This is a genomic window from Cesiribacter sp. SM1 (assembly GCF_020178975.1).
Taxonomy (GTDB): domain Bacteria; phylum Bacteroidota; class Bacteroidia; order Cytophagales; family Cyclobacteriaceae; genus Cesiribacter.
Genome location: NZ_JAHXBU010000046.1, coordinates 58,634 through 84,651, shown reverse-complemented (window position 1 = coordinate 84,651; position 26,018 = coordinate 58,634). Strand labels below are relative to the sequence as shown.

Genomic DNA, 26,018 nt, shown 5'->3' with positions numbered 1-26,018 from the left:
GGATCAGATGGTTACATGGCCCCAGTTCTCGCCGCTTCTGATACGGTTCAGCTGCGTGTGCGTAATGCCAAAGCGTTTGGCAATCATGCTTAACCTGGTTTTTTCAGATTTCAGCAGTTTTTTGATGATACGCACATCGGGCTCAGTAAGCTTATAACCGGTAGTGCGGCTGCGGATTACCTCAGGGTTTTTGTTGTTGTGGGCAACCAGTTCTTCTTCCGTCGCCCACATGAGGTTGGAAGTGTGATTGTTCTCCTTGTCGTAGTCCAGGTGAATTACATAGTACTGATCGGCCGAAGCCTTATCAAGAAATGTTTCAGCTACCAGTCTGTGTACATAAAACTGGCGCACTATTTTTCCGCCAAATTTTACAGTAATGGATTTATAGCCTCCCACATTACCTCCTCTGATAATTCTACCTGATTTTTTATCGATAGCATAGCTTTTTACCCTACCATGGGTAGAAACCTCGTATTTTGCGTGCTCCAGGTTGGTTTGAAAATCAACCTCTTTCCATACCTCCGGTGTATATACAGTTTGTTCCATACGTCGCATCTATTAAGTTAGTGGCTGGTAATGGCATAGTTATAATGTTAGCTAAGAGCCATTTAGGGTTTTGTGCAACACTTATCTTAACATGAAGACCACCAAAGGGTTTGTAAAAAAAACGCAGTTTCAGATTTTTAATGAAAAAAAATATAAAAACTGAACCCCGCAGAATCTTGCTACACGATAGAAATGCCTGAATGTGATTGTTTTACCTGTTTCGGTACGTATTTCACAGCTTTCTACCGGAGCCCTCAAAATGGCTGCCTTTCGTTTAAATAATTGTGCTGTGTCTGGTGCGAGGGTAAAATATTAAACGCCTTTGCACAGGCAAACTGCGTTTAACCCTGACCAGTTAGAGGAGGAGTATGTATTGACTATGCGAATATATGTCTGCTTTAGTAATTTAGCAATACCAATACAATTTTGTATTTTTTTATTTTTTATTATCTGCAAATCACGATCATGCCCTGAAGCTCAAAGCATTAGCTGAAGAGGGTTTTGGTATCATTCAGCAGAGGGTATTTAGCTCAGTATCCTGCTTAGATTTAGGAAAAATGTTGGCCAGGTTTGGCTTTTCATCAGCAGCAAATAGGATGCTGAATGCAGCAGGCAAAAAAGTATAGTACAGGGTATCGCCCTTGAAATACTTTAATCTGGTAAGCTTAGCTGAAAAGGATCTGGTAAACAGCAGGGGAGTTTGCTGCTGCAGGATTGGGCACTATTATATTTAAATAGCCAGTGCAGGCTCTGTGCTGCCTTTATGCTTTGGAATGGTAAAGCGGAATATACTGCCTCTGCCTTCTTCGCTCTCTACGCTGATAATGCCGCCACTGCGTTCTACAAACTCCTTGCACAGCATAAGGCCCAGGCCGGTGCCACTTTCGTTGGCAGTGCCGGTGGTAGAGTATTTATGCTCAATCTTGAAAAGCTTGGCCAGCACTTCTTTGCTCATGCCAACGCCGCTGTCTTTTACGGCAATCTCAATGGCATCTTTCCATTCATTTACATCAACCTCTACCTTGCCGCCCTTTTCTGTAAACTTCAGGGCATTGCTGATGAGGTTGCGCAATACGGTGTTCATCTGGTTTTTATCTGCAAAACCAGTAAGGCTGTTGGGTACACGGGTGCGCAGGGTAATCTCCTTGTTTTCGGCCATGCGCTGCAGCAGCTCTGCATTGGCGTATACCAGGTCGCGCACATCAAATGGTTCGGCTTTAATATCCAGGTTGCCGGTTTGGGAGCGTGACCATTCCAGCAGGTTGTTCAGGAGGCTCAGCAGGTTTTTAAGCGATTTGTCGAGGTCTGTCGCCAGCATCTTGATCTCATCCTTGCTTAGCGCATCGGTATGATTAATTAGCAGGCCGGCAAAGGACGTAAGCGAGTTCAGCGGCCCCTTCAGGTCGTGGCTGATGATGGAAAAGAACTTATCCTTGGTTGCATTGAGTTCCTGCAGCTCACCATTCTTGCTGTTGATTTGCTCGTTAACAGCTTTCAGCTGCAGGTTGCTGCGGCGGTGGTTGCGGTAGAGGTAGAGCACCAGTGCAATAATTACGCACATGAGCACCAGCAGGATAATGAGGAAGTTGCGGAAGTTTGCCTGCTCCTGCAGGGCCAGGTCGCGGAGCTGCCGGTCTTTCTTCAGAACGGCAATTTCACTTTCCTTCTGCTCAATCTCAAAACGGTTCTGCAGTTCGGCCATGCGGCGTTCACTTTCCTCGCCATAAATAAAATCGCTGATGGCAATGAACAGGTCTTTATAGCGCAGGGCCTGCTCGTAATCACGCAAACCGGCGTAGCAGTTGTAGAGGTACTCGTAGCTGTCCCTGATAATTTTCTTGTTGTTCAGCTGCTCGCCAAAATGTAGCGCCAGTTTAAGCTGGTTAATGGCCTGCTCATACTCCTTTTTCTCAATCAGGATGGCACCCATCTGGTTAAGGGCAGTGGCCCGGCCATAGGTGTCGCCAATTTGTCCGTAGAGCTGGTGGGCACTGCTGATCTGCTTCAGGGCCTTGTCATAATCTGTTTTTAAGTGATAGACCTTACCTATAGCCAGGTAACAAAGTGCCTGCCCTTCAATGTCTTTCAGGTTCTGGCGGAGAGCCAGGGAGATGTGCTGCTTTTCAAGGGCAAGGTCTAAGTTACCTACCTGGGTGTAGGTAATGGCCAGCCAGTAGTTGCTGGATGCCACCCCTGGCACATGCTCATTGGCCTTGCTGATGCGCAGGGCTTTCTTATGATACTCTATTGCTTTCTGGTCGTTGCCCAGGGTGGCATACACCCTGCCAATATCGTTAAGGATGTCTACCGCAACCGGATAAAGGGTAAGGCTCTCGGCCAGCGCCAGTGCCTGCATATAGTGCTCTATGGCTTTGTAGCTGTTGCCCACCTCGTAGTAGATATCGCCAATGAGGTGCAGTATTTCTGCCTGCTCCAGCTTAAACTCGCTTTCTTCGGTGATCTTCAGGGCCTTATGGCAGTAATCCAGGGCTGCCTCGTAATCTGAGAGGAGGTGGCGGAGGGCATTACCGGTGTTTTTGAGCGCTATGGCTTCGGATCTTTTATCGTTAATGCGGCGGGCAAGGGTGAGTGCCTGCTTTGCCCGGTTCAGGGCCATATCCGGATCGCGCTCCAGGTACATTTCCGAGAGGGTAAGCAGCAGCTGCATCTTTTGAGGCTCCTCGGCCAGGATCAGCTGTACTTCCAGGCTATCGGGGGGAGCAGTGGCTGTGGGGGTGTTATGCTGGGCAAAAGAGGGTATGGACAGCAGGGTAGCCAGCAGCAGGTAATAACAGCACAGAGCGCACCTTCTTAAAGCCTTATATTGCAGAAATTTAAACAAATGATCCATTGGGATAGGACTGCAATATCTCTATTCTTCATAATAAATACTGCTATATCTTTTCGTAGAAACTTACATGACAAAACATGCAGGACTGGTGCTGACAGGGCATTTAAACAGCACTTTAAAAATAACAGGTTTAAAACGTTAGCACTTTTCTTTTGCCCTATATTTCCTTAACTTTGTTGTCTACCCTCCGGTACGGGCCACTATGATTCGTACAGGAGGGTTAAATCATGTATATTGTTACAAAGAAGAGCAACGGTTTTGGAAACAAGATCGTTCTTTTATTTTTAAAAGAAGCTGTATATGTCACAGGTATCCTATTACACGAAGGAAGGTTTAGAAAGGTTGAAGAATGAGCTCTCTGAGCTTAAAACGAAGGGGCGTGCCGATATAGCCCGGCAGATTGCCGAAGCGCGCGATAAAGGCGACCTTAGTGAAAATGCAGAGTACGATGCAGCCAAAGATGCCCAGGGCCTTCTGGAGCTGAAAATATCTAAACTGGAGCAGATCGTAGCCAACGCCCGCGAAATTGACGAGAGCCAGCTGGATACGTCAAAGGTGTCCATCATGTCTAAAGTTACCATCCGCAATAAAAAGAACAACATGAAGGTAACCTATACCCTTGTGTCGGAAGAAGAGGCAGACCTGAAATCGAATAAGATTTCAGTAAAATCTCCTATCGGGCAGGGGCTGATGGGTAAAAAGCTGGGTGAGACGGCGGTGGTGAAAGCACCAGCCGGTACTATGGAATTTGAAATAATGGACATCAGCCTGTAATATTAATATCTCCTGGCATGAGCTCAATATTTTCTAAGATCATCAATAGAGAAATACCTGCTTATATTGTAGCTGAAGATGAGCACCACATTGCTTTTCTTGACATTAATCCTGTAGCCACCGGGCATACCCTTGTGGTGCCAAAGCAGGAGGTAGATTATATATTTGACCTGGAAGACAGTGCCCTTGCGCGCCTGAATGTATTTGCCAAAAAAGTGGCAAAAGGATTAAATAAGGCTGTGCCCTGTAAAAGAGTTGGTGTGGCGGTGATTGGCCTGGAGGTGCCGCATACCCATGTGCACCTGGTACCGCTTAACACCATGAGCGATATCAATTTCTCAAAGCCAAAGCTGAACCCGCCAAAATCGGAGCTGGAAGAAACAGCGCAGAAGATTAAGGATCATATTTAACAGGAAGAGCAGCCCCGGGGCTGCTCTTCCTGTTTGAGTTTAGTTGGCTTTTCCTTTTTCAAGCACCAGGGTTACTTTGTTAAAATCAGCAGCGGCGTTCACTACCTCCCGGAATTTCTCGTAGTTCTCCAGGTCACACTCTATCTCATTGTAAAATTCTTCTATTGTGATTACCAGGGTATTACCTTCCTGCTTGTAGTCTGAAGTAAACATGCAGTGCGGCTTTTCTGCTTTTCCCATCTTGAAGATCTTGTTGATGCGAATATCCTCCAGGTTCTTTACCATATAACCGGCAGGTAGTTCCACGCGGATGGTGCGGTCGTACATGCGGTTAAATTCATTTTCTACGGTAAGCGTACGGGCCTCCTCCTGGTAAAGCTCCGACTGCGGCCCAATCACCTGGCCCACTTTCAGCAGGTATTTATTACCGGCTCTCTCCAGCAGGGCTGTAGAATTAAGCGATGCATCTATTACAAAAGGCTTCTCCAGCACATTGGTATTAGGCTCACCGCCGGTAATGTTGTACTTCTCTACCTGAGCATCAGGAGCTGCAAATTTAATCAGGCTTTGTATCATTTCTTCGCGCTGCTCTTGGGGCATAATGGCATAGGCCGGCTGCAGGTAGGCAGCAGAGTACCCGCCATACTCCTGGCGTACCTGCAGGTTAACCTTATCCAGGGCAGGGGTCAGCTTCAGCTGGATGTCCATGTTATGAAAGTTGTGCTTGTAGGCAGGGGTTGAAATACTGCGGATGGTATGCGGTATTTTGCCAGTTGCACCTGCAACTGCAGCGGGGTTAAAGAATAAACCGCTGTTGTGGGTATTATCATAGGGAATCAGCGGGAACCTGTACATCATATCTTCAGGCGCCAGGTACATATCGAGTGCCGGGAAGTAGAAAAGGTAAGTTTCCAGGTAATTCCAGGAAGAAAATTCAGGATCAAAACGGATGTTATCACGATTAGAAGTAAGACCTACCTCATGCGCTACACCAGCCAGATTGAACAGTGAGGCATACAGCCTTACCAGCCCAAGCTCACTGCCATAGCCGCCTTTAATGATTTCTTCCAGGTTTGCAGATCCCAGCCCTTTCTGAATCAGGAAATTGGTTTTCAGGTGGTTTTCGATTTGATGGATCTTTTCCTTGGCTGCAAGTGAAGCGTTGATTTTCAGGCCTTTGTACAGCTTCTGCACGGCTTTGCTTTCTTTGGCGTCTACCTCATATACCTGGCTGTTGATGTATTTGATGGCGTCGCTCCAGGTAAAGATTGGATCGGGGCTGAAACGCAGGTTTTTGTTGAGGCGAAACTCTATACGCTGGCGGTTGGAGTTGTATTTGGCAAACTCCTGCTTGCGCAGGGCCGGGATGTCCGCTTGTTCGGCGGCAAGTACACGAACCTCGCCATTGATGCTTTCCACAGGGCTGGAAAATCCATTGTAGCTTTTGGCGTCGAACTGGATAAAAGAAGGACACTCAAGCGTAAATACAGCTTTGCGGCATGGGATGGCACTCTGGAAATAAGCCCTGCCAAAGAAGCCAAGTGAGTTTTCCTCCAGGTAGAAATATTCAATTTCGCTGCCCTTTACCACACCTTCCAGTGCAAAAATGCGGTAGGCACCCTGGCTTTCATCATCCTTAATTTCCCTGATGTTGTTTTTGTCAACTTCGGTAACCTTGCCATCGGGACTGATGCTGCGTGCCTTTAGCTGCAGTACAGATTCTGTATTATGCAGAGGTATATAAATACGGTTGTGCTGCTCTATGGCATTATCGGTATTTACTTTTACAATGCGGTGGGTGAGGGTGTACTGCTTAAGCGCCCCTTTTTCCTGGTCAACAGCATACTCGTACGACTGGCGGCTTAGTAAGGCAATAGCAGGCTCTTCCGCTTCTTTATCGGTTAAGGTATGGAGCTTGCGCTTTTCCTCCCAGTTGTACTGCAGCAGGTTTTGCGCTTTTAGTGGCAGCTGCACCAGGCAAAGCAGGAGCAGCAGGTAGGTGTATTTGTTCATGGGTATCGGGTATCGGGTATGAGGTATGGGGTATCGGGTATCGGGTGTCGGGTATCGGGTATGAGGTTTGAGGTGTGGCTATCAGGTTTCTTGTCATTGTACCATATACATGGTACTACATTCCCAATACTCATTACTCAATACTATGTGTTACTTATCCAGGATCACTACTTCCCGATAGGCTTCCTGCAGCTGGGCCACCATTTCATTCCATTTCGGGAAATCTTCTTTTTTTAGCAGCAGGTGGTTGATTCTTAGCTGTTTATCGAGGATCACCTTGTTGCCTTCGGTGCGGTAGCTGAACTTGAAGCCAAAGAGCGGGTGCGAAAACTCCTGGTTGGCTGGTAAGTACTGCACCTTGTAATCGGCAGGCACCTCCAGTACCACCACCTGGCGGTCGTCGAAACAGAATTCATTCTCCCGTTCAAGCTTTCGCTTTTCCAGGTCTATGCGGTCGTTTTCATAATCACGCTCCAGGTGCAGGTTTACATATAGCTCTTTGCCAATCTGGCGATGGTAATCATCTATGGCACATTTGTAGCTGATCTGCAGGGGCAGGTCCCGATCGTAGAGGTTGCTGATGGTATAATCCTCAACAAAAAATTTGTTATGCCCTTTGGTGAGTACTTTTTTGATCTTTTCTTTTTCCTCAAGCTTATTGGTTCCCTCCAGCGAGTAGGTGGCGAATGTTTTAGGATACCCCTGCATGCTTAGGCTCCCGCTGCCCCTTAAGCTGTTTTGATCGAAGTGCAGGTATAGCGAATCCTGATGCAGGTTAACGGTGGCAGGCATGGTAGGTACGGGCACTACCTCAAACTGCTCGGGCCCGAGGCTTACCAGGGCTTCTTTTCCCTGAATCATGGAAGAGGGCAGGCCAAACTGGGTATGCTGGCTGGTGGCATCCAGAAAAATATAACCTTCCTTAGATTTGTAAACCGCTATCATATGGTTATCAACCAGTGGTGTTGGAACCTCGGCATAGCGGTAGGGAAGTCTGCGCGTGCCAATCCAGGCCAGGTGAGTGTTTTGTATGCCAGCCATGCGCAACATAGACCAGGTAATGCTGCTCATATCTTTGCAGTCGCCATAGCGGTTTTTGTACACCAGGCCAGCGCTGTTAGGCACAAAGCCACGCATGCCGTCCTCAAAAGCGATATACTTTACATGGTCCTGCACCCAGTAAAGAATGCGGCGCACTTTTTCTTCTTCGGTAGGGGCATTTTGTACAAGGGAGTCTACAGTGGCCTGCAGGTAACTGTCGCCTTCGGGTTTAAGGTCTTTGATGAAGCTGGTGTAGAAAGTGTACAGGTCCTTTGGATTGGAGAGAAACAGTTTGGGCGTCTGTGCATTTACCTTTTCTACCCAATAAACAATGTGAGGCATAAAGTGCGGGGCTGCAGGAGCATTATCGTCGATGCGGCGCATGCCGGCAATATTGGCGGCCGACCAGCGGTATACCTTATTGTTATTTTCTTTTGTTTCCGTAAAGCCCAGACCTAATGTCTGTGTATTAAACTCCCTGAACTTAATCTGAACGGCAGGGTCTACAATAATTTTGAGTTCGGCTTTTTCAACTGGCAGAGCTGTTGAAGGATACCAGGGGCTCAGAAAGCGGGGCTCTTTAAACTGCTCTTCGTACTGCAGCACATTACGGGTGCCGGGGCGCGCACCCGGAAAAACAAACCTGGTTTGTTTGGTATCGTCATAAAATACAAAGCCTGCGCCAACAACATTGTCTTTTTCCTCAAACTGCTCTACAGGTACTTTTTTGTATTTCGATTTATTAGCTACAAGGCTGTAGGCATCGATATTGGAGAGCGTTCTGAAGCTGTTGGCATGTAGTACCTCACGGGCAAAGTGGTTCGACTGGTCGGTAAGGTGCAGCAGGTCGTAAAAGTAGCGGGTGCTCACCTGTACTTCTCCGTTTACCTGCGTGATGTGCACTTCTGTACGCTGCTCCAGGTAAATGCCAGGTTCGCCCGGATATTTACCCTGGTAGGAGGCCAGCAGCTGTTCGGGGCTCACTGGTTTGGGCGAAGAGGCTTTCAGAGAGAAGGTTACTCCTGCAAAAAGCAGGAGTAGTAGTATTGTTAATTTGCGCTTCATGCTGCCGGATTAATCATCTAAAGTTAATGATATCGGCCTAAAAGCAAGGCCAAAGGGCAGCTTTTGTAAGTTTAAAGGCTAAATTGATTGTTTATGCAATGCGCTCAGGGTTCTGCAGCAGAAAGGATTTCCAGCTTTTGTTGCTACGGTTATTATTGCCCTTCTGGTAATGGTGCGTAATGGCCACTGCCAGTGCATCGGTGGCATCGAGCAGCTTGGGGAGCTCCTCGAACTTCAGGATATCCTTGAGCATATAGGCCACCTGCTCTTTAGAGGCATTACCGTTGCCGGTAACAGCCTGCTTTATTTTTTTTGGTGCATATTCGGTAATGGGTACCTCGCGGCTAAGGGCTGCTGCCATGGCAACACCCTGCGCCCGCCCCAGCTTAAGCATCGATTGCACGTTTTTTCCAAAGAAAGGGGCTTCCAGGGCCACCTCGTCGGGGTGGTATTCGTCTATGATACCGATTACCCGTTCAAAGATTTTCTTAAGTTTAAGCTCGTGCTGCTTATATTTGCTCAGATGTATCACACCAAACTGCAGCAGCTCCAGGCGGTTACCCTTAGAAAGAATAATGCCATAACCCATAACAGTTGTTCCAGGGTCGAGACCCAAAATAACTTTTTCCTTTATTTGCTCCACGTGCTTAACCTCAGGTATGCAATTTAGCACCCTTTCTACTCTTAAAACAAAGAGTTATATCAAATATGTATCTGCAGGCCTTAAAGTTTTCCTGCTGCTGGGTATGCTCTATTTTGTAGGAACTAAATTATGGCAGCACCAGGAGAGCATGCAGCGCATGTTTTTGCAGTTAAAGGAGGGCTGGGGGAGCCCTGCAAACCAGTGGGTACTGGCGGCACTCCTGCTGGTGCCCGTTAACTGGCTGCTGGAGGCTGTTAAGTGGCAGGTACTGGTCCGTCGTGTAGCCCCGGCTTCTTTGGGCAGGTGTGTGCAGGCGGTGCTGTCGGGCCTGTGCCTGGGCATGATTACCCCGCGCAGCCTGGGCGACTATGCCGGCAGAATACTGGTACACGGGGGAGCGGAAAAAGTACGGCTGATCGGTGCAGTGCTTATCAACAGAATGGTGCAGACCATCAGTACACTGGCAGGAGGCATCGCTGGTATTCTAATATTAGTATGGCAGCTGGGGTACTGGCAGTCTGACGAAATTATCTGGTTACTGGTACCCGGTTTGTTGGGGTTAGCCATGCTGGTGCTACTCATTGGCCCCCTTAGGGAAACTATTTTTCTGTGGATAGGGCAAAAGCTGGATGAAAAATGGGTTAAATGGATTGGCGTGTTAAATGAATACTCTGTGAGGGAATTGGTGCTGATCAATGTCTGGGCGTTTTTGCGCTACGCTGTGTTTAGCATGCAATTTATTTTTGTATTGTGGTGGGCAGGTATAACAGCACCCTTACTGCTGATGGTGGCGGCAGTGGCAGGCACTTTTCTGCTCAAATCGCTGCTGCCTGCCTTTAACTTTCTCAGTGACCTGGGGGTGCGTGAATTTTCAGCCCTTATTGTGTTTTCCGGATTAGAGCTGCCCCATGCCGAGGTTATTGCAGCAAGCCTGCTGCTATGGATCATCAACCTGTGCTTACCCTCGCTGCTGGGGTTAGGCGTGGTGCTGCAGCTTAAATACAAAGAGAATTTATTCTGATGCTAATACTCCTGCCACTTCTCTTAATTCTGGTTTTGAGCTATTGGGCTGCACTTGAGTATTTAAGGCAACAGTGGCTTTCGATACCCAGCGTGGTTGCTCCGCCAGCGGTACGAAAGGAGGTGTGCCTGATTAGCCTGGTGGTGGTGGTGCGAAACGAAGCTCCTAATCTGCCCCTCTTGTTCAGGGCCCTGGAGGGGCAAAGCCTGGCACCGCAGCTTTTTGAGCTGCACCTGGTCGATGATAGCAGCACAGATGAAAGCCTGCAGATAGCAACTGCTTTTAAGGAAAGGGCAGCATTCAACGTGAATGTGCACCGCCTGAACAGATCTGCAGCAGATGGAGGCTTTGTAGCCGGTGGCAGCCCAAAGAAAGCAGCTATTACGCAGGTATTGCCCCACTGCAGGGGTAACATTATAGCAGTTACCGATGGTGACTGCATTCCCGGTCAGCAGTGGCTAAGCCGTATTCTATCCCTGTGGCAGCAGGAGCAGCCCTGTTTTATATCCGGGCCGGTGCGTTATGTAGGGGAGCGATCGTTGTTTGAAAAAATGCAGGCCCTTGATTTTACAGCGTTGATAGGGGTGGGCGCCAGCATGCTGCACTCTGGGCGGCCGGGCATGTGCAATGCAGCCAATATGGCATTTAGCAAACAAGCTTTTAGGGAAGTGGGAGGCTATACCGGGAACGAACATGTACCCTCTGGCGACGATGAATTTTTACTGCAGAAGCTGGCAAAGCTATACCCGGACCGTATAGCCTTTATGAAGGCAGAAGGGGCAGTTGTGAGTACCGGCGCCTGTGGCAGCTGGCAGGAGTTTGTGCAGCAGCGCAAACGCTGGGCAGGCAAGTGGCGGCTGCATAAAGGCATTGCCAGTAAGCTGCCGCCAGTGCTGGTTTTTCTGTTTTACCTGCTCATTACCTTTTCCTACGGACTTGCTTTCTGGCAGCCTGCTGCCTGCCTGTATATCTTGCCGCTGTTGCTCCTGAAAGCCGTGGCAGATTACCGGTTTCTGGCCCCGGTGTTGAACTTTTTAAAGAAGCCTTTGTCCCTGAAGGTCTTTCTGCTGATGGAATTGGTTTATCCGTTTTATGTGCTTTTCTTTGCACTGGTTGCTAATACAGGCAGCTTTACCTGGAAAGAACGTAACTATCGTTACACTACATCAGAACATGAGCGAACAGGAGTATCGCGTGTTGGATGAACTGTACTTTTTACAGTCATACCAAGAGCTAAGGGAGCTGACAGAAATGGGGGCGGATGAGCTTAGGGAGGTGTTGGAAACATTGCTCCGGAAGGGCTGGATAAAGTGCATGCGTAGTCGTGAAGGAGAGGAGCCGGCGAATCTTGATGAGTTCAGCGGCAACTATCAGGCTTTCTTGTACCTGGCTACCAAGGCTGGTTTGCTTGCTCATAATACCCGCTAATCGGCACCTGTATGCAGCTCAGGCATCAGTCTCCAAACTACTACATCAGGCGCAGGCTTTTAAAGAACTATCCTGCAGTTGCAGGCCTGGCAATTATTTTACTGGCCACGCTGGTAGCACTGCTGGGGTATACGGTTATGCCCGATGATACCCCCAATGCGAATGATGGGGCCATACAGCTGCAAAAGCAGCTTCCGGGTTTTAAGGCAACCATGCTCCGGATCAGGAAAAATGCTGAGATCGAAGAACGCTCCTGGCTGGGAGAACTGTTTTTTGGCCAGCCTACGCCTTACCTGCTGGAGCCCATTGCCGCTTACAGGCTGGAAGACCTTAAACTTTATATAACGCCCTACGGCGAGAATACCGAAAAAGCTTACGATTTGCCCGGGGTGGTGCTTGCCCTTTTTATAGGCGACCATCAAAACAGCAGTTTCCCCAATAATCAGAATGTGGTTGTAGAGGGTGATGTAGTGCGCTACCTGAATGTTGCCGGCCAGGAAGAGCAGATCAGCAGGAGCGAACTGCTGCAAAGATTCGAGGAAGATCACCTGGAGGAGCGTTATTACCTGCTGGGAACCGATAAATCCGGAAGAGATATGCTAAGCCGGCTTATGTATGGTGCACGCATCTCTCTTTCCATAGGCCTGGTTTCGGTGCTCGTTTCACTGCTGCTGGGGGTAACATTTGGCGCAATGGCGGGTTATTTTGGCGGCTGGACAGATAACCTCATCATGTGGCTCATGTCTGTGGTGTGGTCTATCCCCGGTATTATGCTTGTTATTGCCATAAGCCTGGCCCTGCAGAGTAGGGGTGTGTTTGTGGCTTTTATAGCGGTAGGCCTTACCATGTGGGTAGATGTTGCAAGGGTTGTGCGTGGCGAAATTTTAAGTATAAAAGAAAAGTTATATATTGAAGCTGCCAGAGCCTATGGGTTAAACAACCGGCAGATTATCTGGGGGCATGTGCTGCCAAATTTAGCCGGTTCACTCATAGTAATTGCAACGGCAAATTTTGCAGCAGCCATACTACTGGAAGCAGGCTTAAGCTTCCTGGGGTTAAGCGTGCAACCGCCTACACCATCGTGGGGTATTATGATTTATGAAGGATATCATGCCATAGGAACACAAAACAGCTGGCACCTGGTAGTATTCCCGGCAGTAGCTATCAGCCTGATGGTTCTATCGTTCAATTTATTAGGGAATGGGCTTCGGGATGCTTTCGACCCAAAAACCCTTATTAAATAATTTTTTATGTCTGTCGTAGACTTTGAGCAACGCTACCGATTACAGCAGTTAGAATTGAAGGCCATGTTAGAAATAACAGAGGCCATCAATAACAACGTGGCAGAGGATGACCTCTATCGTATCTTCTATTTTACGCTGCGCGGTAGCCTGGATATAAAAAAGTTTGCGCTCATCGTTCAGAATGAAGACCAGTGGGTGTGCCAGGTGAATTATGGCGCCGATCACGATTTTACCAAAGAAGGTATACCGGCCTCCTTATTAAGCCTGCAAACGCCTACCAGTACAGAATCACTGCAGGATGACCTGAAGGAATATGACTGGATATTTCCCATCAGGCATAAAGATCGTATTCTGGCCTATTTGCTGGTGAGCAATGCCTCTTCCGGCAAAGGAGCACAGCTAAGCCGGCAGGACCGTCTGGATTTTGTGCAGGCGCTCTCCAACATCATCATAGTAGCCATTGAAAATAAAAAGCTGGCCCGCAGGCAACTGCAGGAGGAGGTACTACGCCGTGAGCTGGAGCTTGCCAGGGGTGTACAGCAGTTTCTGCTGCCCAATAACCTGCCCCAGACCACGCACCTTAAAGTAGCGGCCACTTATATTCCCCACCACCAGATCGGGGGCGATTATTACGATTTTCTCCGGCTCGACGACAACAAATACCTGATCTGCATTGCCGATGTATCGGGCAAAGGCATGCCTGCGGCCATACTTATGTCTAATTTCCAGGCATCGCTGCGTACCCTTATGCGGCAGCAGGCGCCGCTGGAAACTGCTGTGCGCCAGCTAAACGAGCAGATCTTTGAAAGTGCCAGTGGCGATAACTTCATCACGGCTTTCTTTGGCTATTATGATGAGGCGGCCAAAACACTCACCTACATCAATGCCGGGCATATACCACCTATTTTGTATACCAATGGGGAGAGCCAGCTGCTGGAAAGTGGCACCACCCTGTTGGGTATTATGCCCAAGCTGCCTTTTTTGAACATTGGGGAGGTACACAACCTGGAGGAGTTCCTGTTCTTTTGCTATACCGATGGCCTGTCTGAAACCTTCAATGAGGCGGAAGAACAGTTTGGCATGGAAAAAATAGAGGAGCTGATCGTGCAACACAGATCGCAGGAGCTGGAGCTGCTCCACCGGCTAATTATTGCAGAACTGGATACCTACAGAGGAACAAGAGAATATGGAGACGACATTACGATGCTCTCCTGCTATGTGAGTAAAAGTTAAGCATGTACCTGCACTTTACCCCAAGCTTACTCCATTGGTTGTACCCGGGTATGTTATGGCACATGCCCCGCAATACAAAAAAGATCTACCTTACTTTCGATGATGGTCCCATTCCCGAGGTAACACCCCCTGTGCTGGAAATGCTCGGCCAGTGGAATGCTAAGGCTACTTTTTTTTGTGTGGGAGAAAACGTACAGAAACACCCACAGGTGCTAAAACAGGTAGTTGAGCAGGGACATCGCCTGGGTAACCACACCTTCCATCACCTGAAGGGGGTAGAGGTAAGCACCGAAACCTACCTGCAGGATACAGCACTGTGTCAGCAGTTGTTGCAGCCAGAGCTGTCGGAAGCAGCCCCCATGCTTTTCAGGCCACCATACGGGCGTTTTACTAAGGGGCAGCGCACTGCACTCTCGGCACAGTACAGGCTGGTGATGTGGGATGTGCTTTCTGCTGATTATGACTCTCGCTTATCGCCGCAAGTCTGCCTGCAAAAAAGCATTCGTTATACACGCCCTGGCAGCATAATTGTTTTTCACGACAGCCTTAAAGCGTGGGATCGTTTACAGTGGGTGTTGCCCCGCTATTTAGAGCACTTTAGCCGTAAAGGCTTTACTTTTGCCACGCTATGATGGCAGTTGTACTTGTATGTATTCTTATTGTTTTACTGGTAATCGTTACAAACCTGTGGGCCTGGTACCTGCTCCGGCACAACAGGGATGTTCCAGAGCAGCTACAGGAGCGTGATTGGCCCCCTGTTGCTGTTTTATTGCCGGTACGCAACGAGGAAAAATACTTAGCTGCCTGCCTGAAAAGCCTGCTACAGCTGGAGTACCCCACTGAAAAGCTACATATTTTGATAGGGAACGATGCTTCTACAGACAGAACTGCAGAAATAGCTGCTCAGTGGCAGGTGCTGCATCCGCAAATCAGTGTACACAACATTGAGCATAACCTGGGGCTTGCCAGGGGAAAGGCTAATGTGCTGGCGCAGCTGGTGCATAAATGCCCGGCAGGGGTAGAATATATATTCATGACTGATGCCGACATCAGACCCAATCCATTGTGGATCAAAGGTATGCTGCAGGGGCTGGGGCCTGGTGTGGGGCTGGTAAACGGCACTACTACGGTAGGTGGTAGCGGTATTCTGGCACGCTGGCAGCAAACAGACTGGGCAGTGGCTTTAGGGCTGGCAAAGGCATATACCTACCTGCCCGGCATTGGCCGCACCCTTACAGCCATCGGTAATAATATGCTAATCAGCAGGGAGGCCTATAGGGCTACCGGGGGCTATGAGGCCATTCCTTTTTCCATTACAGAAGACTTTGAGCTGATGCAGCAGCTAAACAGGCAGGGCTATAAGGCTGTTCAGCTCATGAACAGGGCCAGCAGCGCCCTTACCGAACCTGTAGCGCATGTTGCTGCACTCCTGCATCAGCGCAAGCGCTGGATGACGGGTGCCCTGCGGATGCCCCTGCTGATGGTAGCGCTGCTAAGCGTTCAGTACTTATTTTTCGGGGCATTTGTTGTTCTTTTGTGCTTACAGCCCCTGACTGCTATATTGCTGCTGCTTATGAGGCTGCTGGCACAGAACATGCTGGTAGGCACTGTGCTGAAGAGAACGGGCATAAAACAATTGCCAAGAGCAGGACTGTTTTATGAACTTTACCTGTTCTTCTTCAACCTGCTGCTATTATTGTTTTACCTATTACCAATACAAATAAATTGGAAAGACAGAAATTACCGGAACAACCGGACTTAACCTATATAGATTCTCACGTACACATTTACTCCGAATCCTATAAAGAAGACAGGGCAGAGGTGCTTGAGCGTGCCGATGCGCTTGGTGTAAAAAAGCTGTACATGCCCAATGTAGATGTAACCTCTATTGATGCCATGCTGGAGGCAGAACTGCGCTACCCGCAGTGTACCGCCATGATGGGCCTGCACCCCTGTTCTGTTGGCAAGGACTTTGAACGCCAGCTCTATATTATGGAAGACTGGCTAAATAAAAGGCCATTTGTGGCAGTAGGAGAGATTGGTATAGATCTTTACTGGGACAAAACCTTTTTTGAGCAGCAAAAGGAAGCCCTGCGCATACAGGTAGGTTGGGCAAAAGCCAAAGGCCTGCCCGTGGTAATCCATACACGGGATGCCATGCCCCAGACGCTGGAGCTGCTGGAAGAACTGCAGGACGGACAGCTGCAGGGCGTGCTGCACTGTTTTACCGGCAACCTGGAAGAGGCTAACAAAGCCATTGCACTGGGATTTTACCTGGGCATCGGCGGTGTGGCCACCTTTAAGAATGGAGGCCTTGATAAGGTGCTTCCCCACATATCGCCAGATCGTCTGCTGCTGGAAACAGATGGCCCTTACCTGGCGCCGGTGCCACACAGGGGCAAGCGCAACAGCCCCGAGTATATTCCGCTTATTGCCAGGCGTGTATCAGACCTCATGGAAGCAGATGTGCAGGAGATAGCCGAACGCACTACTGCCAACACCTTAAAGCTCTTTTCTTCCCATGTTTAAGCCAAAAGTGATCATCAAAACTGCAGCAAACCGCCATCCGGAGGCTTCGCTGCTGATTATTTATACCGGTGGCACCCTTGGGATGGTTTATGATAAAGAGGGTGCACTGGTGCCTTTCGATTTCGAGCAGATCCTGGAAAGAATACCCTCCATCGGCAGGTTTAATCTCCAGATAACGGTATTATCTTTTGTAGAACTGATTGACAGCTCGAATGCTACCCCGGACACCTGGCAGGCTATAGGCAGGGCCATTCTTAATAATTACAGCGAATACGATGGCTTTGTGGTGATCCATGGTACCGACACCATGGCACACGGTGCATCGGCCCTTAGCTTTATGCTGCAACATCTTACCAAACCTGTAATTTTTACCGGGGCGCAGCTGCCAATTGGTGCCGTGAGAACAGATGCACGGGAGAATTTGCTGGCTGCAATAGAAATTGCCTCGGCCAAAAATAAATGTGGGGGAGCTCTCGTTCCTGAAGTGTCTATCTATTTCAATTACAGATTATTGAGGGGAAATCGGGCTAAAAAGGTACAAAGTATTCTTTTCGATGCGTTTGAAAGTAATAATTATCCGCTCCTGGCTGAGGCAGGGGTAGAAATAAATTATAATCATTCTGCAATTCTTAAGCCAGCAGATGGAACTAGTCTGAACTTTCGTTGTTGTTTTGACCCAAGGGTGGTGCTGCTGAAGCTGTTTCCCGGCATGAGCAAACAGTATGTTGAGCATGTTTTGAACATTCCGGATACCAGGGGAGTTGTGCTCGAAACCTACGGTAGCGGTAATGCACCCACATTTCCCTGGTTTATTCAGGCCGTTGAAAAAGCTATTACAGAGGGAAAAATTGTGCTGAATGTGTCTCAGTGTCTGGGTGGTAGGGTAGTGCAGGGGCGTTACAGCACCAGCCGCCTGATGGAAGAAATGGGCGTTTTAAATGGTTTTGACCTAACCACAGATGCAGCTCTGGTAAAAATGATGCTGGTTTTAGGAGAGTATGGCGCAGAGGCAGAAGCAGCTAAAAAAGAACTTGTTACTCCCCTTTGCGGCGAAATGTCTGTGAAGTAGATGCGAAAATTTGAAAAAGATTGTTGCGTAGTGCCGATTTATTACATTTATTTGTGCATTGTAGAAAGTAGAAAATTGCTTTCTAGTTGATTATTCAGAGAGGTGGCCGAGTGGTTGAAGGCGCACGCCTGGAAAGTGTGTATACCCCAACAGGGTATCGAGGGTTCGAATCCCTTCCTCTCTGCGATTTTTTATTGACAAAAAAATCAGAAAATAAATAACCTTTACTTACTAACATTTCCACACAAAACAACACTATGAAAAAGTTATTCGCACTGCTGATGCTTTGTGGTGTTCTGAGCGCAGGTAATACCTCTGTAGTATTTGCTCAAGATACAACAGCTCAAACAACTACTGACACCACTACTGCACCTGCCGAAGAAACAGTTACAACAACCGACACAGACGTAAACACCGCTCTGGTTGAAGAAGATCCAGCATTGGAAGAAGAAGCAGGTTTTCACCAGAATGTGAAGCAAAAGTTCATCGAAGGAGGCTGGGACTTTATGGGTATTGTACTTCTGTGTTTGATCCTTGGTCTGGCTGTAGCAATTGAGCGTATCATTACCCTTAACATGGCTACAACCAACACTAAAAAGCTTTTGGCTCGTGTTGAAGATGCGCTGGCAACAGGTGGTGTAGAAGCCGCTAAAGAAGTTACCCGCAATAACAGCAGCCCAATTGCTTCTATCTTCACACAGGGCTTAATGCGTAGCTCTGAAGGTATCGATATGGTTGAGAAATCAATCATCTCTTACGGTTCTGTAGAAATGGGCCGCCTGGAAAGAGGTCTGGTTTGGATCTCTCTGTTTATCTCCCTTGCACCAATGTTGGGCTTCATGGGTACGGTACTTGGTATGATCGAGGCCTTCGACAACATCGAGCGTGTAGGTGATATCTCTCCTGTAGTTGTGGCAAACGGTATTAAAATTGCCCTTTTGACTACAGTTGCCGGTCTGATCGTTGCGGTTATCCTGCAGCTGTTCTACAACTATTGCGTTTCTAAAATCGATTCGCTTGTTAACAAAATGGAAGATGCTTCCATTGCACTGGTTGACATGCTGGTACGTCATCAGCTGGCTCGTCGCTAAGCCAACCCGATTTTAGATCTGCTAAACTTCTAATCCTACTCAAGTATGGACCAGGAATCAACATTATTAGACATTTTTCTATACCTGGGATATTTCCTGGTGATCATTGCTGTAGCAGCAGCTATCATACTGCCGCTCATCAAATCACTGGACCATCCTCAAAGCCTGATTAAAGTAGCCGGAGGATTTATCCTGCTACTTGTAATATTCGGTATCTCCTATGCGTTATCTAGTGGAGATCTTGCAGCACGCTACCCAGATTTAACAGAGCAGGGCTCTAAGTTGGTGGGTGGAGCGCTGATTACCATGTACATTTTAATAGTTCTTGCCGTGCTTGGCATAGCAGTAACTGAGGTGTCAAAATATTTCCGTTAAAAAATTATGGCCAGAAAAAAGGACAGGGGCTCACCAGAAGTTAACTCCAGCTCAATGGCGGATATCGCCTTCCTGTTGCTGGTATTCTTTCTGGTAACCACCACAATTCCAAACGACAAAGGTTTGCTTATACAGCTTCCGCAAAAGCTGGATCCAAATGAGCCGCCGCCAGATATTAAATTAAATGAGCGGAATGTGTTTACTGTAAGGATCAATTCGGCAGATAACCTGCTTGTAGAGGACGAACCACTGCAGGACGTTTACCAGCTGAAGCAAATGGTGAAAGACCACGTGCTGAACCCGAACAACGATCCTAACAAGGCGGAAAATCCACTTGAAGCCGTTGTATCACTGAAAAATGACAGGGGTACCAGCTACGAGCGTTTTGTTACCGTTCTTGACCAGTTACAGGCTGCTTACTATGAGATTTATGGTGAGCGTGTTGGTTTAACAGCACAGGAATACCGTAACCTCGATCGTAAAGATCCAAGACAACTGGAGCTGATGGAAAGAGGCAAAGAGGGTATACCAATGGCCATTTCCATTGCACAACCTACTAAATTCGGCGAATAATGAGCAAGTTTAGAAAGAAGTCCAATACCAAGACAGAAATTCCAACTTCTGCATTGCCTGATATTATCTTCATGCTTCTATTCTTCTTCATGGTAACAACCGTAATGAGGGAGTCTGAAATAAAGGTAGAGCAGGACTTACCCAAAGCAACACAGCTGAAGAAGCTGGAGAAGAAAAGCCTGGTAAGCTACATTTATGTAGGTAAGCCACGCGAAACGCACCGCTTTGGTGAAGAGCCACGTATCCAGGTGAACGATGTTTTTATCAGCACGCCGGAGATTGTTCAGTACGTTGAGACTGAGCGCTCCAAGCTTGATGAAAACGACCAGAATAAACTCACCATGTCACTTAAAGTGGATGATGAGGCTAAAATGGGTTTGATTACAGACGTTCAGGAAGAGCTAAAAACAGCAAACGCCCTGAAAGTAATGTACTCTACACCACAGGATATTGAGCGTGACTAGTTTTATCAGACCAGATCTATAAAACATAAAAAAGCTTCTCTTTCGGGAGAAGCTTTTTTTTTGCCTTTTGAGGGAGTGTTACTTTCAAGTTAAAGGGTAAGCAGAAACTGTATGCTAGATCAGGCCTTTGCTTGTGCTTCTGTTTTCTGTGGCTGTTAATTCACGATCAGCACTAGCGGAGGCTTGTGCCAGCTGTATAGACCTATTGCTTGTTCTTCAATGATCTTCGACATACTTATGGCTATCGTCAGCTTAACAAGCAGAGACGAAAGCTGTAGTGTAGCTTTCTGCTGAAGCTGAATACCCCTTAGCTGAATGAGCCCTTAGTCGTAGCGCAGGTGCTTAACTGATTCGCCCGAATCGCGGAGCTCTATCAGGGAATCTATACCAATAGCCAGGTGCTTTTTCACAAACAGATCGGTAACTTTTCTATCGCTGTCGGCAGTTTTTACTCCTTCAGGCACCATAGGGTTATCTGAAACCAGTAGTAAGGCACCGTGGGGAATTTCATTTACAAATCCGGTTATAAAAAGGGTGGCAGTTTCCATATCAACACCCATGGCTCTGATCTTGTGCAGGTACTCCTTAAATTCTTCATCGTGCTCCCACACACGGCGGTTGGTCGTATATACAGTGCCTGTCCAGTAGTCCATTTCATGTTTTTTGATCATGGAAGAAACAGCCCTCTGCAGGCGAAAGGAGGGAAGGGCCGGTATTTCGGGGGGCATATAGTCATTACTGGTACCCTCACCCCGAATAGCGGCTATGGGCAGGATCAGGTCTCCCAGCTTTGTTTTTTTCTTAAGACCCCCGCATTTACCCAGGAACAGGGCCGCATGCGGTTTAATGGCACTAAGCAAATCCATAACAGTAGCAGCCATGGCACTGCCCATCCCAAAATTTATGATGGTGATGTTTTCTGCTGTTGCAGTTTGCATTGGCTTACTTTTACCCATAACAGGTACCTCAAAGCGTTCTGCAAACATCTCTACATAATTGGCAAAGTTTGTCAGAAGAATAAACTCACCAAATTTATCTAAAGGAACACCAGTATATCGGGGGAGCCAGTTTTCTACAATTTCTTTTTTGGTTTTCATACTGTTAATTTGCTTCTATGAAAAAGTTAAACCTGCCGGAGTTTAGCTATAAACTAAAAAAACAGGGCGAACGGTTTTATATATATGATCCCATACGCCGTAAATACCTGTTGCTAAGCCCGGAAGAATGGGTAAGACAGCACCTGCTGAATTACCTGATAGAGCACCTTGGCTATCCGCGGGGCCTTATTACCACCGAAACCGGCCTCAAGTACAATGGTATGCAGCGGCGCTCAGATCTGCTGGTGCATTCCCGGCAGGGGCATCCCTATTTGCTGGCAGAATGCAAGGCGCCAGAGGTGCCACTGACCAATGAAGTATTCCGGCAAATTTCAACCTACAACCAAACCCTCCGGGCTGAGGTACTACTCGTATCCAATGGATTACAGCACTTTTGCTGCAAGTTAAATCCAGAACTGAATAAGTGGCAATTTTTACCCGAAATACCAGCCTGGAAAGTATATTAAAAAAGCTGCCTTTTAGGGCAGCTTTTCTTTTCTGATAAGAATAAGATCTAGCTTACGTAATCCCTGCGGCGAAACACATTCTCCAGTGGTGTGTAAGGTAAACCAAAGGCGGCGGATACACCCTGGTACACTACTTCACCCTGCACAACATTAAGTCCGAGCCTTAATTCTGCATTATCGAGACAAGCCTGCTGCCAGCCCTTATTAGCTAACTGCAGTGCATAGGGAAGTGTTGCGTTCGTAAGTGCCTGGGTAGAGGTATAAGGCACCGCGCCGGGCATATTGGCTACGCAATAGTGCACCACATCATCAATCACATAGGTAGGATTTTCGTGCGTGGTAGGCTGGCATGTTTCTATACAGCCACCCTGGTCAACGGCAACATCAACAAGAACAGTACCCGGGCGCATCATTTTCAGCATATCACGGGTAATCAGGTGTGGTGCTTTTGCTCCCGGAATCAACACGGCACCCACTATCAGATCGTGATCTTTGATCAGCTCACGTATGGTATAGTCATTAGACATGCGGGTAACTACATTGGCCGGCATTATATCACTAAGGTAGCGCAGCCGTGGCAGGCTTACATCCAGAATGGTTACCTGGGCACCTAAGCCGGCAGCCATTTTAGCAGCTTGTGTACCTACTACACCGCCGCCTAACACCAAAACCTTGGCAGGAGCTACACCAGGTACGCCACCCAGCAGAATACCACGGCCTTTCATTGGTTTTTCCAGGTATTTGGCACCCTCCTGTATGGCCATACGGCCTGCTACTTCTGACATGGGTACCAGCAGGGGCAGGCTGCGGTCGGCCTTTTCTACGGTTTCGTAGGCAAGGCACACAGCTTTGCTGCGGATCATGGCATCCGTAAGCTCGCGTGAAGAAGCAAAGTGAAAATAAGTAAACAGGAGCTGGTTTTCCCGAATTAATCCCCATTCAGGAGCTATGGGCTCTTTTACTTTTACAATCATTTCTGCCGCAGCATACACATCTGCTATGCCTGGCAGAATTTCGGCACCTGCAGACTGGTATTCTTCATCAGAAAAACCGCTGCCAACACCTGCGCTGGCTTGTACATAAACCTTATGGTTAAACTTAACCAGCTCCTGAACACCGGCAGGCGTCATGGCCACTCGGTTTTCGTTATTCTTAATTTCTTTGGGAACTCCTATTATCATTGGAATTACTGTTAAAAGAACCGGCACAAATATAGTAGATGCGGGTTAATTAATTTGATAGTCTAAAAGTTTTACAGGCGGATTCTGGCCTTAAATTAAAATTTTTTTATTACAAACACTTATATCTCCGCAAACGTTTTAAATGTATTTAATCGCCATTTTTTACTTTAGTGACATATAAAATTTTATAATTACTGCCTTGTCTAAATGATTGTTCTGCGGTTAGTATATAAGTGCCAAATATTATAAAAGAGATCTTGCCGGCAGTGTCTTTAAAATTTGGGGTAGCAGGCTTTACTCATTTTTGTTTAGCTACCGTATATGTTTATATTTGTTTGAAGCCTGCAAAATCAGAGTACTTAACATTCTTTGGTAGCGCAGTGTTGTCAATCCTTTATTCGGAATAATATTTTGAGTTTTTCCCTGTTTTCTTATTAATATCCTGCTTATGGAAACTATGGGTACATATACAGCATTAGAAACAGAAACTATTTCACTTACCGCCGAGGAGGTGATTTCTGATTACCGCCTGGCACAGGCCAGTAGGCAGGCCAGCTTAATGGGCCGTAAAGAAGTTTTCATGGGCAAGGCTAAATTTGGCATCTTTGGCGATGGCAAAGAGATTGCCCAGATTGCAATGGCAAAGGCCTTTCAGCCCGGCGATTTCCGCAGTGGCTACTACCGCGACCAGACTTTTATGTTCGCCATAGGAGAGCTTACCATACAGCAATATTTTGCCCAGTTGTACGCACACCCCGATGAGGAGGCAGATCCTGCAACGGCAGGCAGGCTCATGAACGGCCACTTTGCTACCCGCCTCATTAATGAGAAAGGGGAGTGGAAGGAGCTGTCGAAGCTTAAAAACAGCAGTGCAGATATATCACCTACCGCAGCACAAATGCCGCGCCTGCTGGGGCTGGCCTATGCCTCTAAGCTTTACAGGCAAAACCCCGATCTGCATGAGTTTGAGCAGTTCTCCATTAATGGATCAGAAGTTGCTTTTGGTACCATAGGAGATGCTTCTACCTCAGAAGGCTTGTTCTGGGAAACCATCAATGCCGGAGGCGTACTGCAGGTGCCCATGCTAATAGGTGTGTGGGACGATGGCTACGGTATTTCAGTACCCAAAGAGTATCATACTACCAAAGGCAGCATTTCTGAAGTACTATCTGGCTTTCAGCGTACGGCAGATCAGCCCGGTTACGAGATCTTCCGGGTTAAGGGCTGGGATTATATTGGCCTTATTGATGCTTTTCAGAAAGCTGCACGTATTTGCCGCGAAGAGCATGTGCCGGTACTGGTGCATGTAACAGAGCTTACTCAGCCACAGGGCCACTCTACCAGCGGCTCACACGAACGCTACAAGCCCAAAGAGCGCCTGCAGTGGGAGGCCGAGCACGACTGCCTAAGCAAAATGCGGCAGTGGATTCTGGAAAATGAACTGGCTACTGAAGAAGAGCTCAATACCATAGAGCAGGAAGCCGTTGCACTGGCCAAGAGTGAAAAAACAAAGGCATGGCAGGCTTTTCAGGCGCCCATAGCACAGGACCAGCAGGAGGCAGAAGCTCTGCTGGAGCAGCTAGCCTCTATGCATCCGGCAATTTCACAACTGCTCGAAGATCTAAGAAAGGTGTTGAACCCGGTGAGATTCGATACTGTGAGGGCTGTGAAGCGCGCGCTCTGGCATTTGCGTGATAATAACAGCAGTGAGAAGCAGCAGCTACAGGAATGGCTGGTGAAGATCATGCAGCAGAATAAGGAACGCTTCAACTCGCACCTTTACAGCGAATCTTCAGAGTCTGCCCTGCTTGTTAAAGGCGTAGAAGCGGAGATCAATGAAGAAGACCCACAGGTAGATGGCCGTGAAGTACTGCGGGCCTGCTTTGATGCTATGTTAGAACGTGATCCGAGGGTGCTGGCTTTTGGTGAAGATGTTGGCTTTATCGGCGACGTAAACCAAACATTTGCAGGTCTGCAGGCAAAGTACGGTGAGCTTAGAATTACCGATACCGGTATCCGTGAAGCCACTATCATAGGGCAGGGAATTGGACTGGCACTGCGGGGTCTTCGGCCCATTGCAGAGATCCAGTACCTCGATTACATACTGTACGCACTGCAGACCCTTTCTGATGACCTGGCCAGTTTACACTACCGTACAAAAGGAGGTCAGAAAGCACCGGTTATTGTACGTACACGCGGGCACCGCCTGGAAGGCGTTTGGCATAGCGGATCGCCCATAGGCATGCTGCTGCACTCCCTGCGGGGTATGCATGTGCTGGTACCGCGCGATATGACACAGGCTGCAGGTTTCTACAATACCCTGCTGGAGGCAGACGAGCCGGCACTTGTTATTGAGTGTCTGAACGGCTATCGCCTGAAGGAACGCGTGCCCCGCAACATAGCAGAATTTAAAGTGCCGCTGGGCGTACCAGAAGTACTGCGGGAAGGAAGCGATGTAACAGTGGTTACTTACGGTTCTATGTGCAGGGTAGTAATGGATGCTGCAGATCTGCTGCAGGAGTTTGGTATCAGCTGCGAAGTGATAGACGTACAGAGTCTGTTGCCTTTCGATGTGCACCACCGCATCCTGGAGTCGCTGAAAAAGACCAACAGGATAGTGTTTACGGATGAGGACGTACCCGGAGGTGCTACTGCCTACATGATGCAGGAGGTATTGGAAAAGCAGGGCGGGTACTTCTACCTCGATAGCCAGCCCCTTACACTTTCTGCCAAGGCGCACCGGCCGGCCTACTCAACCGACGGAGACTACTTCTCCAAACCAAACATAGAATCGGTGGTAGAGGCTGTTTATAAGCTGATGTCAGAGGCCGACCCGGCTAATTATCCAAAGTTGTACTAAAGCTGACGTATTGCCTGTAACAGGGCAGTCCTTTCATGGATAT

24 protein-coding genes and 1 tRNA gene are annotated in these 26,018 nt (G+C 47.9%); 18 read left to right on the top strand and 7 right to left on the bottom strand.

From position 1 onward, the window contains the following. Window positions 1-3: 3 nt before the first annotated feature. Both KWJ01_RS10440 and KWJ01_RS10435 read right to left on the bottom strand, forming a co-directional pair. Window positions 4-546: an HNH endonuclease gene (locus tag KWJ01_RS10440; RefSeq protein ID WP_224996383.1), complete on the bottom strand. Its 543-nt coding sequence runs from the start codon at window positions 544-546 to the stop codon at window positions 4-6. A gap of 730 nt (window positions 547-1,276) precedes the next feature. Further along, window positions 1,277-3,397 carry a tetratricopeptide repeat protein gene (locus KWJ01_RS10435; RefSeq protein WP_224996382.1) on the bottom strand — a complete coding sequence of 707 codons (2,121 nt, stop codon included), beginning with the start codon at window positions 3,395-3,397 and terminating at the stop codon, window positions 1,277-1,279. A 300-nt stretch (window positions 3,398-3,697) separates the two neighbouring features. Here KWJ01_RS10435 and greA point away from each other — a divergent pair, with 300 nt between their 5' ends. Both greA and KWJ01_RS10425 read left to right on the top strand, forming a co-directional pair. Further along, on the top strand, window positions 3,698-4,171 hold the full coding sequence (gene greA, locus KWJ01_RS10430; RefSeq protein ID WP_224996381.1) for a transcription elongation factor GreA: 474 nt from the start codon (window positions 3,698-3,700) through the stop codon (window positions 4,169-4,171). A gap of 17 nt (window positions 4,172-4,188) precedes the next feature. Beyond that, a complete protein-coding gene (locus KWJ01_RS10425; RefSeq protein ID WP_224996380.1) occupies window positions 4,189-4,581 on the top strand; it encodes an HIT family protein in 393 nt (130 codons plus the stop codon). 39 nt (window positions 4,582-4,620) lie between these two features. On the opposite strand, the gene KWJ01_RS10420 is transcribed toward KWJ01_RS10425, so the two are convergent. The 3 genes from KWJ01_RS10420 to ruvC all read right to left on the bottom strand — a co-directional run bounded on the left by KWJ01_RS10420 (window position 4,621) and on the right by ruvC (window position 9,343). Next, window positions 4,621-6,594, bottom strand: coding sequence for a DUF3857 domain-containing protein (locus tag KWJ01_RS10420; protein WP_224996379.1), 1,974 nt, complete (start codon window positions 6,592-6,594; stop codon window positions 4,621-4,623). A gap of 150 nt (window positions 6,595-6,744) precedes the next feature. Further along, the gene (locus tag KWJ01_RS10415) at window positions 6,745-8,700 is read right to left on the bottom strand and encodes a transglutaminase domain-containing protein (protein WP_224996378.1); all 1,956 of its coding nucleotides are present in this window, start codon (window positions 8,698-8,700) and stop codon (window positions 6,745-6,747) included. Between the two features lie 91 nt (window positions 8,701-8,791). Then, window positions 8,792-9,343, bottom strand: a complete 552-nt coding sequence (ruvC, locus tag KWJ01_RS10410) for a crossover junction endodeoxyribonuclease RuvC (protein WP_224996377.1) — start codon at window positions 9,341-9,343, stop codon at window positions 8,792-8,794. Between the two features lie 16 nt (window positions 9,344-9,359). Between ruvC and KWJ01_RS10405 the strand changes: the two genes are divergently transcribed. From KWJ01_RS10405 to KWJ01_RS10340, 14 genes are all read left to right on the top strand, one after another. Next, on the top strand, window positions 9,360-10,364 hold the full coding sequence (locus KWJ01_RS10405) for a lysylphosphatidylglycerol synthase domain-containing protein (protein WP_224996376.1): 1,005 nt from the start codon (window positions 9,360-9,362) through the stop codon (window positions 10,362-10,364). Continuing rightward, a complete protein-coding gene (locus KWJ01_RS10400) occupies window positions 10,364-11,569 on the top strand; it encodes a glycosyltransferase (protein WP_224996375.1) in 1,206 nt (401 codons plus the stop codon). The genes KWJ01_RS10405 and KWJ01_RS10400 overlap by 1 nt, the downstream gene beginning before the upstream one ends. Beyond that, entirely contained in the window at window positions 11,538-11,792 is a 255-nt protein-coding gene (locus tag KWJ01_RS10395; protein WP_224996374.1) for a hypothetical protein, read from the top strand. The genes KWJ01_RS10400 and KWJ01_RS10395 overlap by 32 nt, the downstream gene beginning before the upstream one ends. Before the next feature lie 11 nt (window positions 11,793-11,803). Further along, entirely contained in the window at window positions 11,804-13,036 is a 1,233-nt protein-coding gene (locus KWJ01_RS10390; RefSeq protein WP_224996373.1) for an ABC transporter permease, read from the top strand. A gap of 6 nt (window positions 13,037-13,042) precedes the next feature. Beyond that, window positions 13,043-14,269, top strand: coding sequence for a PP2C family protein-serine/threonine phosphatase (locus tag KWJ01_RS10385; RefSeq protein WP_224996372.1), 1,227 nt, complete (start codon window positions 13,043-13,045; stop codon window positions 14,267-14,269). Window positions 14,270-14,271: 2 nt separating this feature from the next. After that, on the top strand, window positions 14,272-14,901 hold the full coding sequence (locus tag KWJ01_RS10380) for a polysaccharide deacetylase family protein (RefSeq protein ID WP_224996371.1): 630 nt from the start codon (window positions 14,272-14,274) through the stop codon (window positions 14,899-14,901). Then, a complete protein-coding gene (locus tag KWJ01_RS10375) occupies window positions 14,898-16,031 on the top strand; it encodes a glycosyltransferase (RefSeq protein WP_224996370.1) in 1,134 nt (377 codons plus the stop codon). Before KWJ01_RS10380 ends, KWJ01_RS10375 begins: the two co-directional genes overlap by 4 nt. Continuing rightward, complete coding sequence (locus tag KWJ01_RS10370; RefSeq protein WP_224996369.1) at window positions 15,995-16,798, top strand: TatD family hydrolase; 804 nt, start codon at window positions 15,995-15,997, stop codon at window positions 16,796-16,798. The genes KWJ01_RS10375 and KWJ01_RS10370 overlap by 37 nt, the downstream gene beginning before the upstream one ends. Continuing rightward, the gene (locus tag KWJ01_RS10365; RefSeq protein ID WP_224996368.1) at window positions 16,791-17,867 is read left to right on the top strand and encodes an asparaginase; all 1,077 of its coding nucleotides are present in this window, start codon (window positions 16,791-16,793) and stop codon (window positions 17,865-17,867) included. Before KWJ01_RS10370 ends, KWJ01_RS10365 begins: the two co-directional genes overlap by 8 nt. Before the next feature lie 96 nt (window positions 17,868-17,963). Beyond that, window positions 17,964-18,051: transfer RNA gene (locus KWJ01_RS10360), tRNA-Ser, on the top strand. 73 nt (window positions 18,052-18,124) lie between these two features. Then, window positions 18,125-18,958 (top strand): MotA/TolQ/ExbB proton channel family protein, encoded by an 834-nt coding sequence (locus KWJ01_RS10355; RefSeq protein ID WP_224996367.1) that lies wholly within the window; start codon window positions 18,125-18,127, stop codon window positions 18,956-18,958. A gap of 45 nt (window positions 18,959-19,003) precedes the next feature. Further along, window positions 19,004-19,333 carry a hypothetical protein gene (locus KWJ01_RS10350; RefSeq protein WP_224996366.1) on the top strand — a complete coding sequence of 110 codons (330 nt, stop codon included), beginning with the start codon at window positions 19,004-19,006 and terminating at the stop codon, window positions 19,331-19,333. Between the two features lie 6 nt (window positions 19,334-19,339). Then, window positions 19,340-19,906, top strand: a complete 567-nt coding sequence (locus KWJ01_RS10345; protein WP_224996365.1) for a biopolymer transporter ExbD — start codon at window positions 19,340-19,342, stop codon at window positions 19,904-19,906. Then, on the top strand, window positions 19,906-20,370 hold the full coding sequence (locus tag KWJ01_RS10340) for a biopolymer transporter ExbD (protein WP_224996364.1): 465 nt from the start codon (window positions 19,906-19,908) through the stop codon (window positions 20,368-20,370). The genes KWJ01_RS10345 and KWJ01_RS10340 overlap by 1 nt, the downstream gene beginning before the upstream one ends. Before the next feature lie 323 nt (window positions 20,371-20,693). On the opposite strand, the gene KWJ01_RS10335 is transcribed toward KWJ01_RS10340, so the two are convergent. Beyond that, window positions 20,694-21,467: an AMP nucleosidase gene (locus KWJ01_RS10335; RefSeq protein ID WP_224996363.1), complete on the bottom strand. Its 774-nt coding sequence runs from the start codon at window positions 21,465-21,467 to the stop codon at window positions 20,694-20,696. Window positions 21,468-21,484: 17 nt separating this feature from the next. Between KWJ01_RS10335 and KWJ01_RS10330 the strand changes: the two genes are divergently transcribed. Further along, a complete protein-coding gene (locus tag KWJ01_RS10330; protein WP_224996362.1) occupies window positions 21,485-21,934 on the top strand; it encodes a type I restriction enzyme HsdR N-terminal domain-containing protein in 450 nt (149 codons plus the stop codon). 47 nt (window positions 21,935-21,981) lie between these two features. Here the strand turns inward: KWJ01_RS10330 and ald are convergent, their stop codons facing one another. After that, the gene (gene ald / locus KWJ01_RS10325) at window positions 21,982-23,115 is read right to left on the bottom strand and encodes an alanine dehydrogenase (protein WP_224996361.1); all 1,134 of its coding nucleotides are present in this window, start codon (window positions 23,113-23,115) and stop codon (window positions 21,982-21,984) included. 457 nt (window positions 23,116-23,572) lie between these two features. On the opposite strand from ald, the gene KWJ01_RS10320 reads away from it, so the two are divergent. Continuing rightward, complete coding sequence (locus tag KWJ01_RS10320) at window positions 23,573-25,975, top strand: thiamine pyrophosphate-dependent enzyme (protein ID WP_370634710.1); 2,403 nt, start codon at window positions 23,573-23,575, stop codon at window positions 25,973-25,975. The last annotated feature ends 43 nt before the right edge of the window (window positions 25,976-26,018 follow it).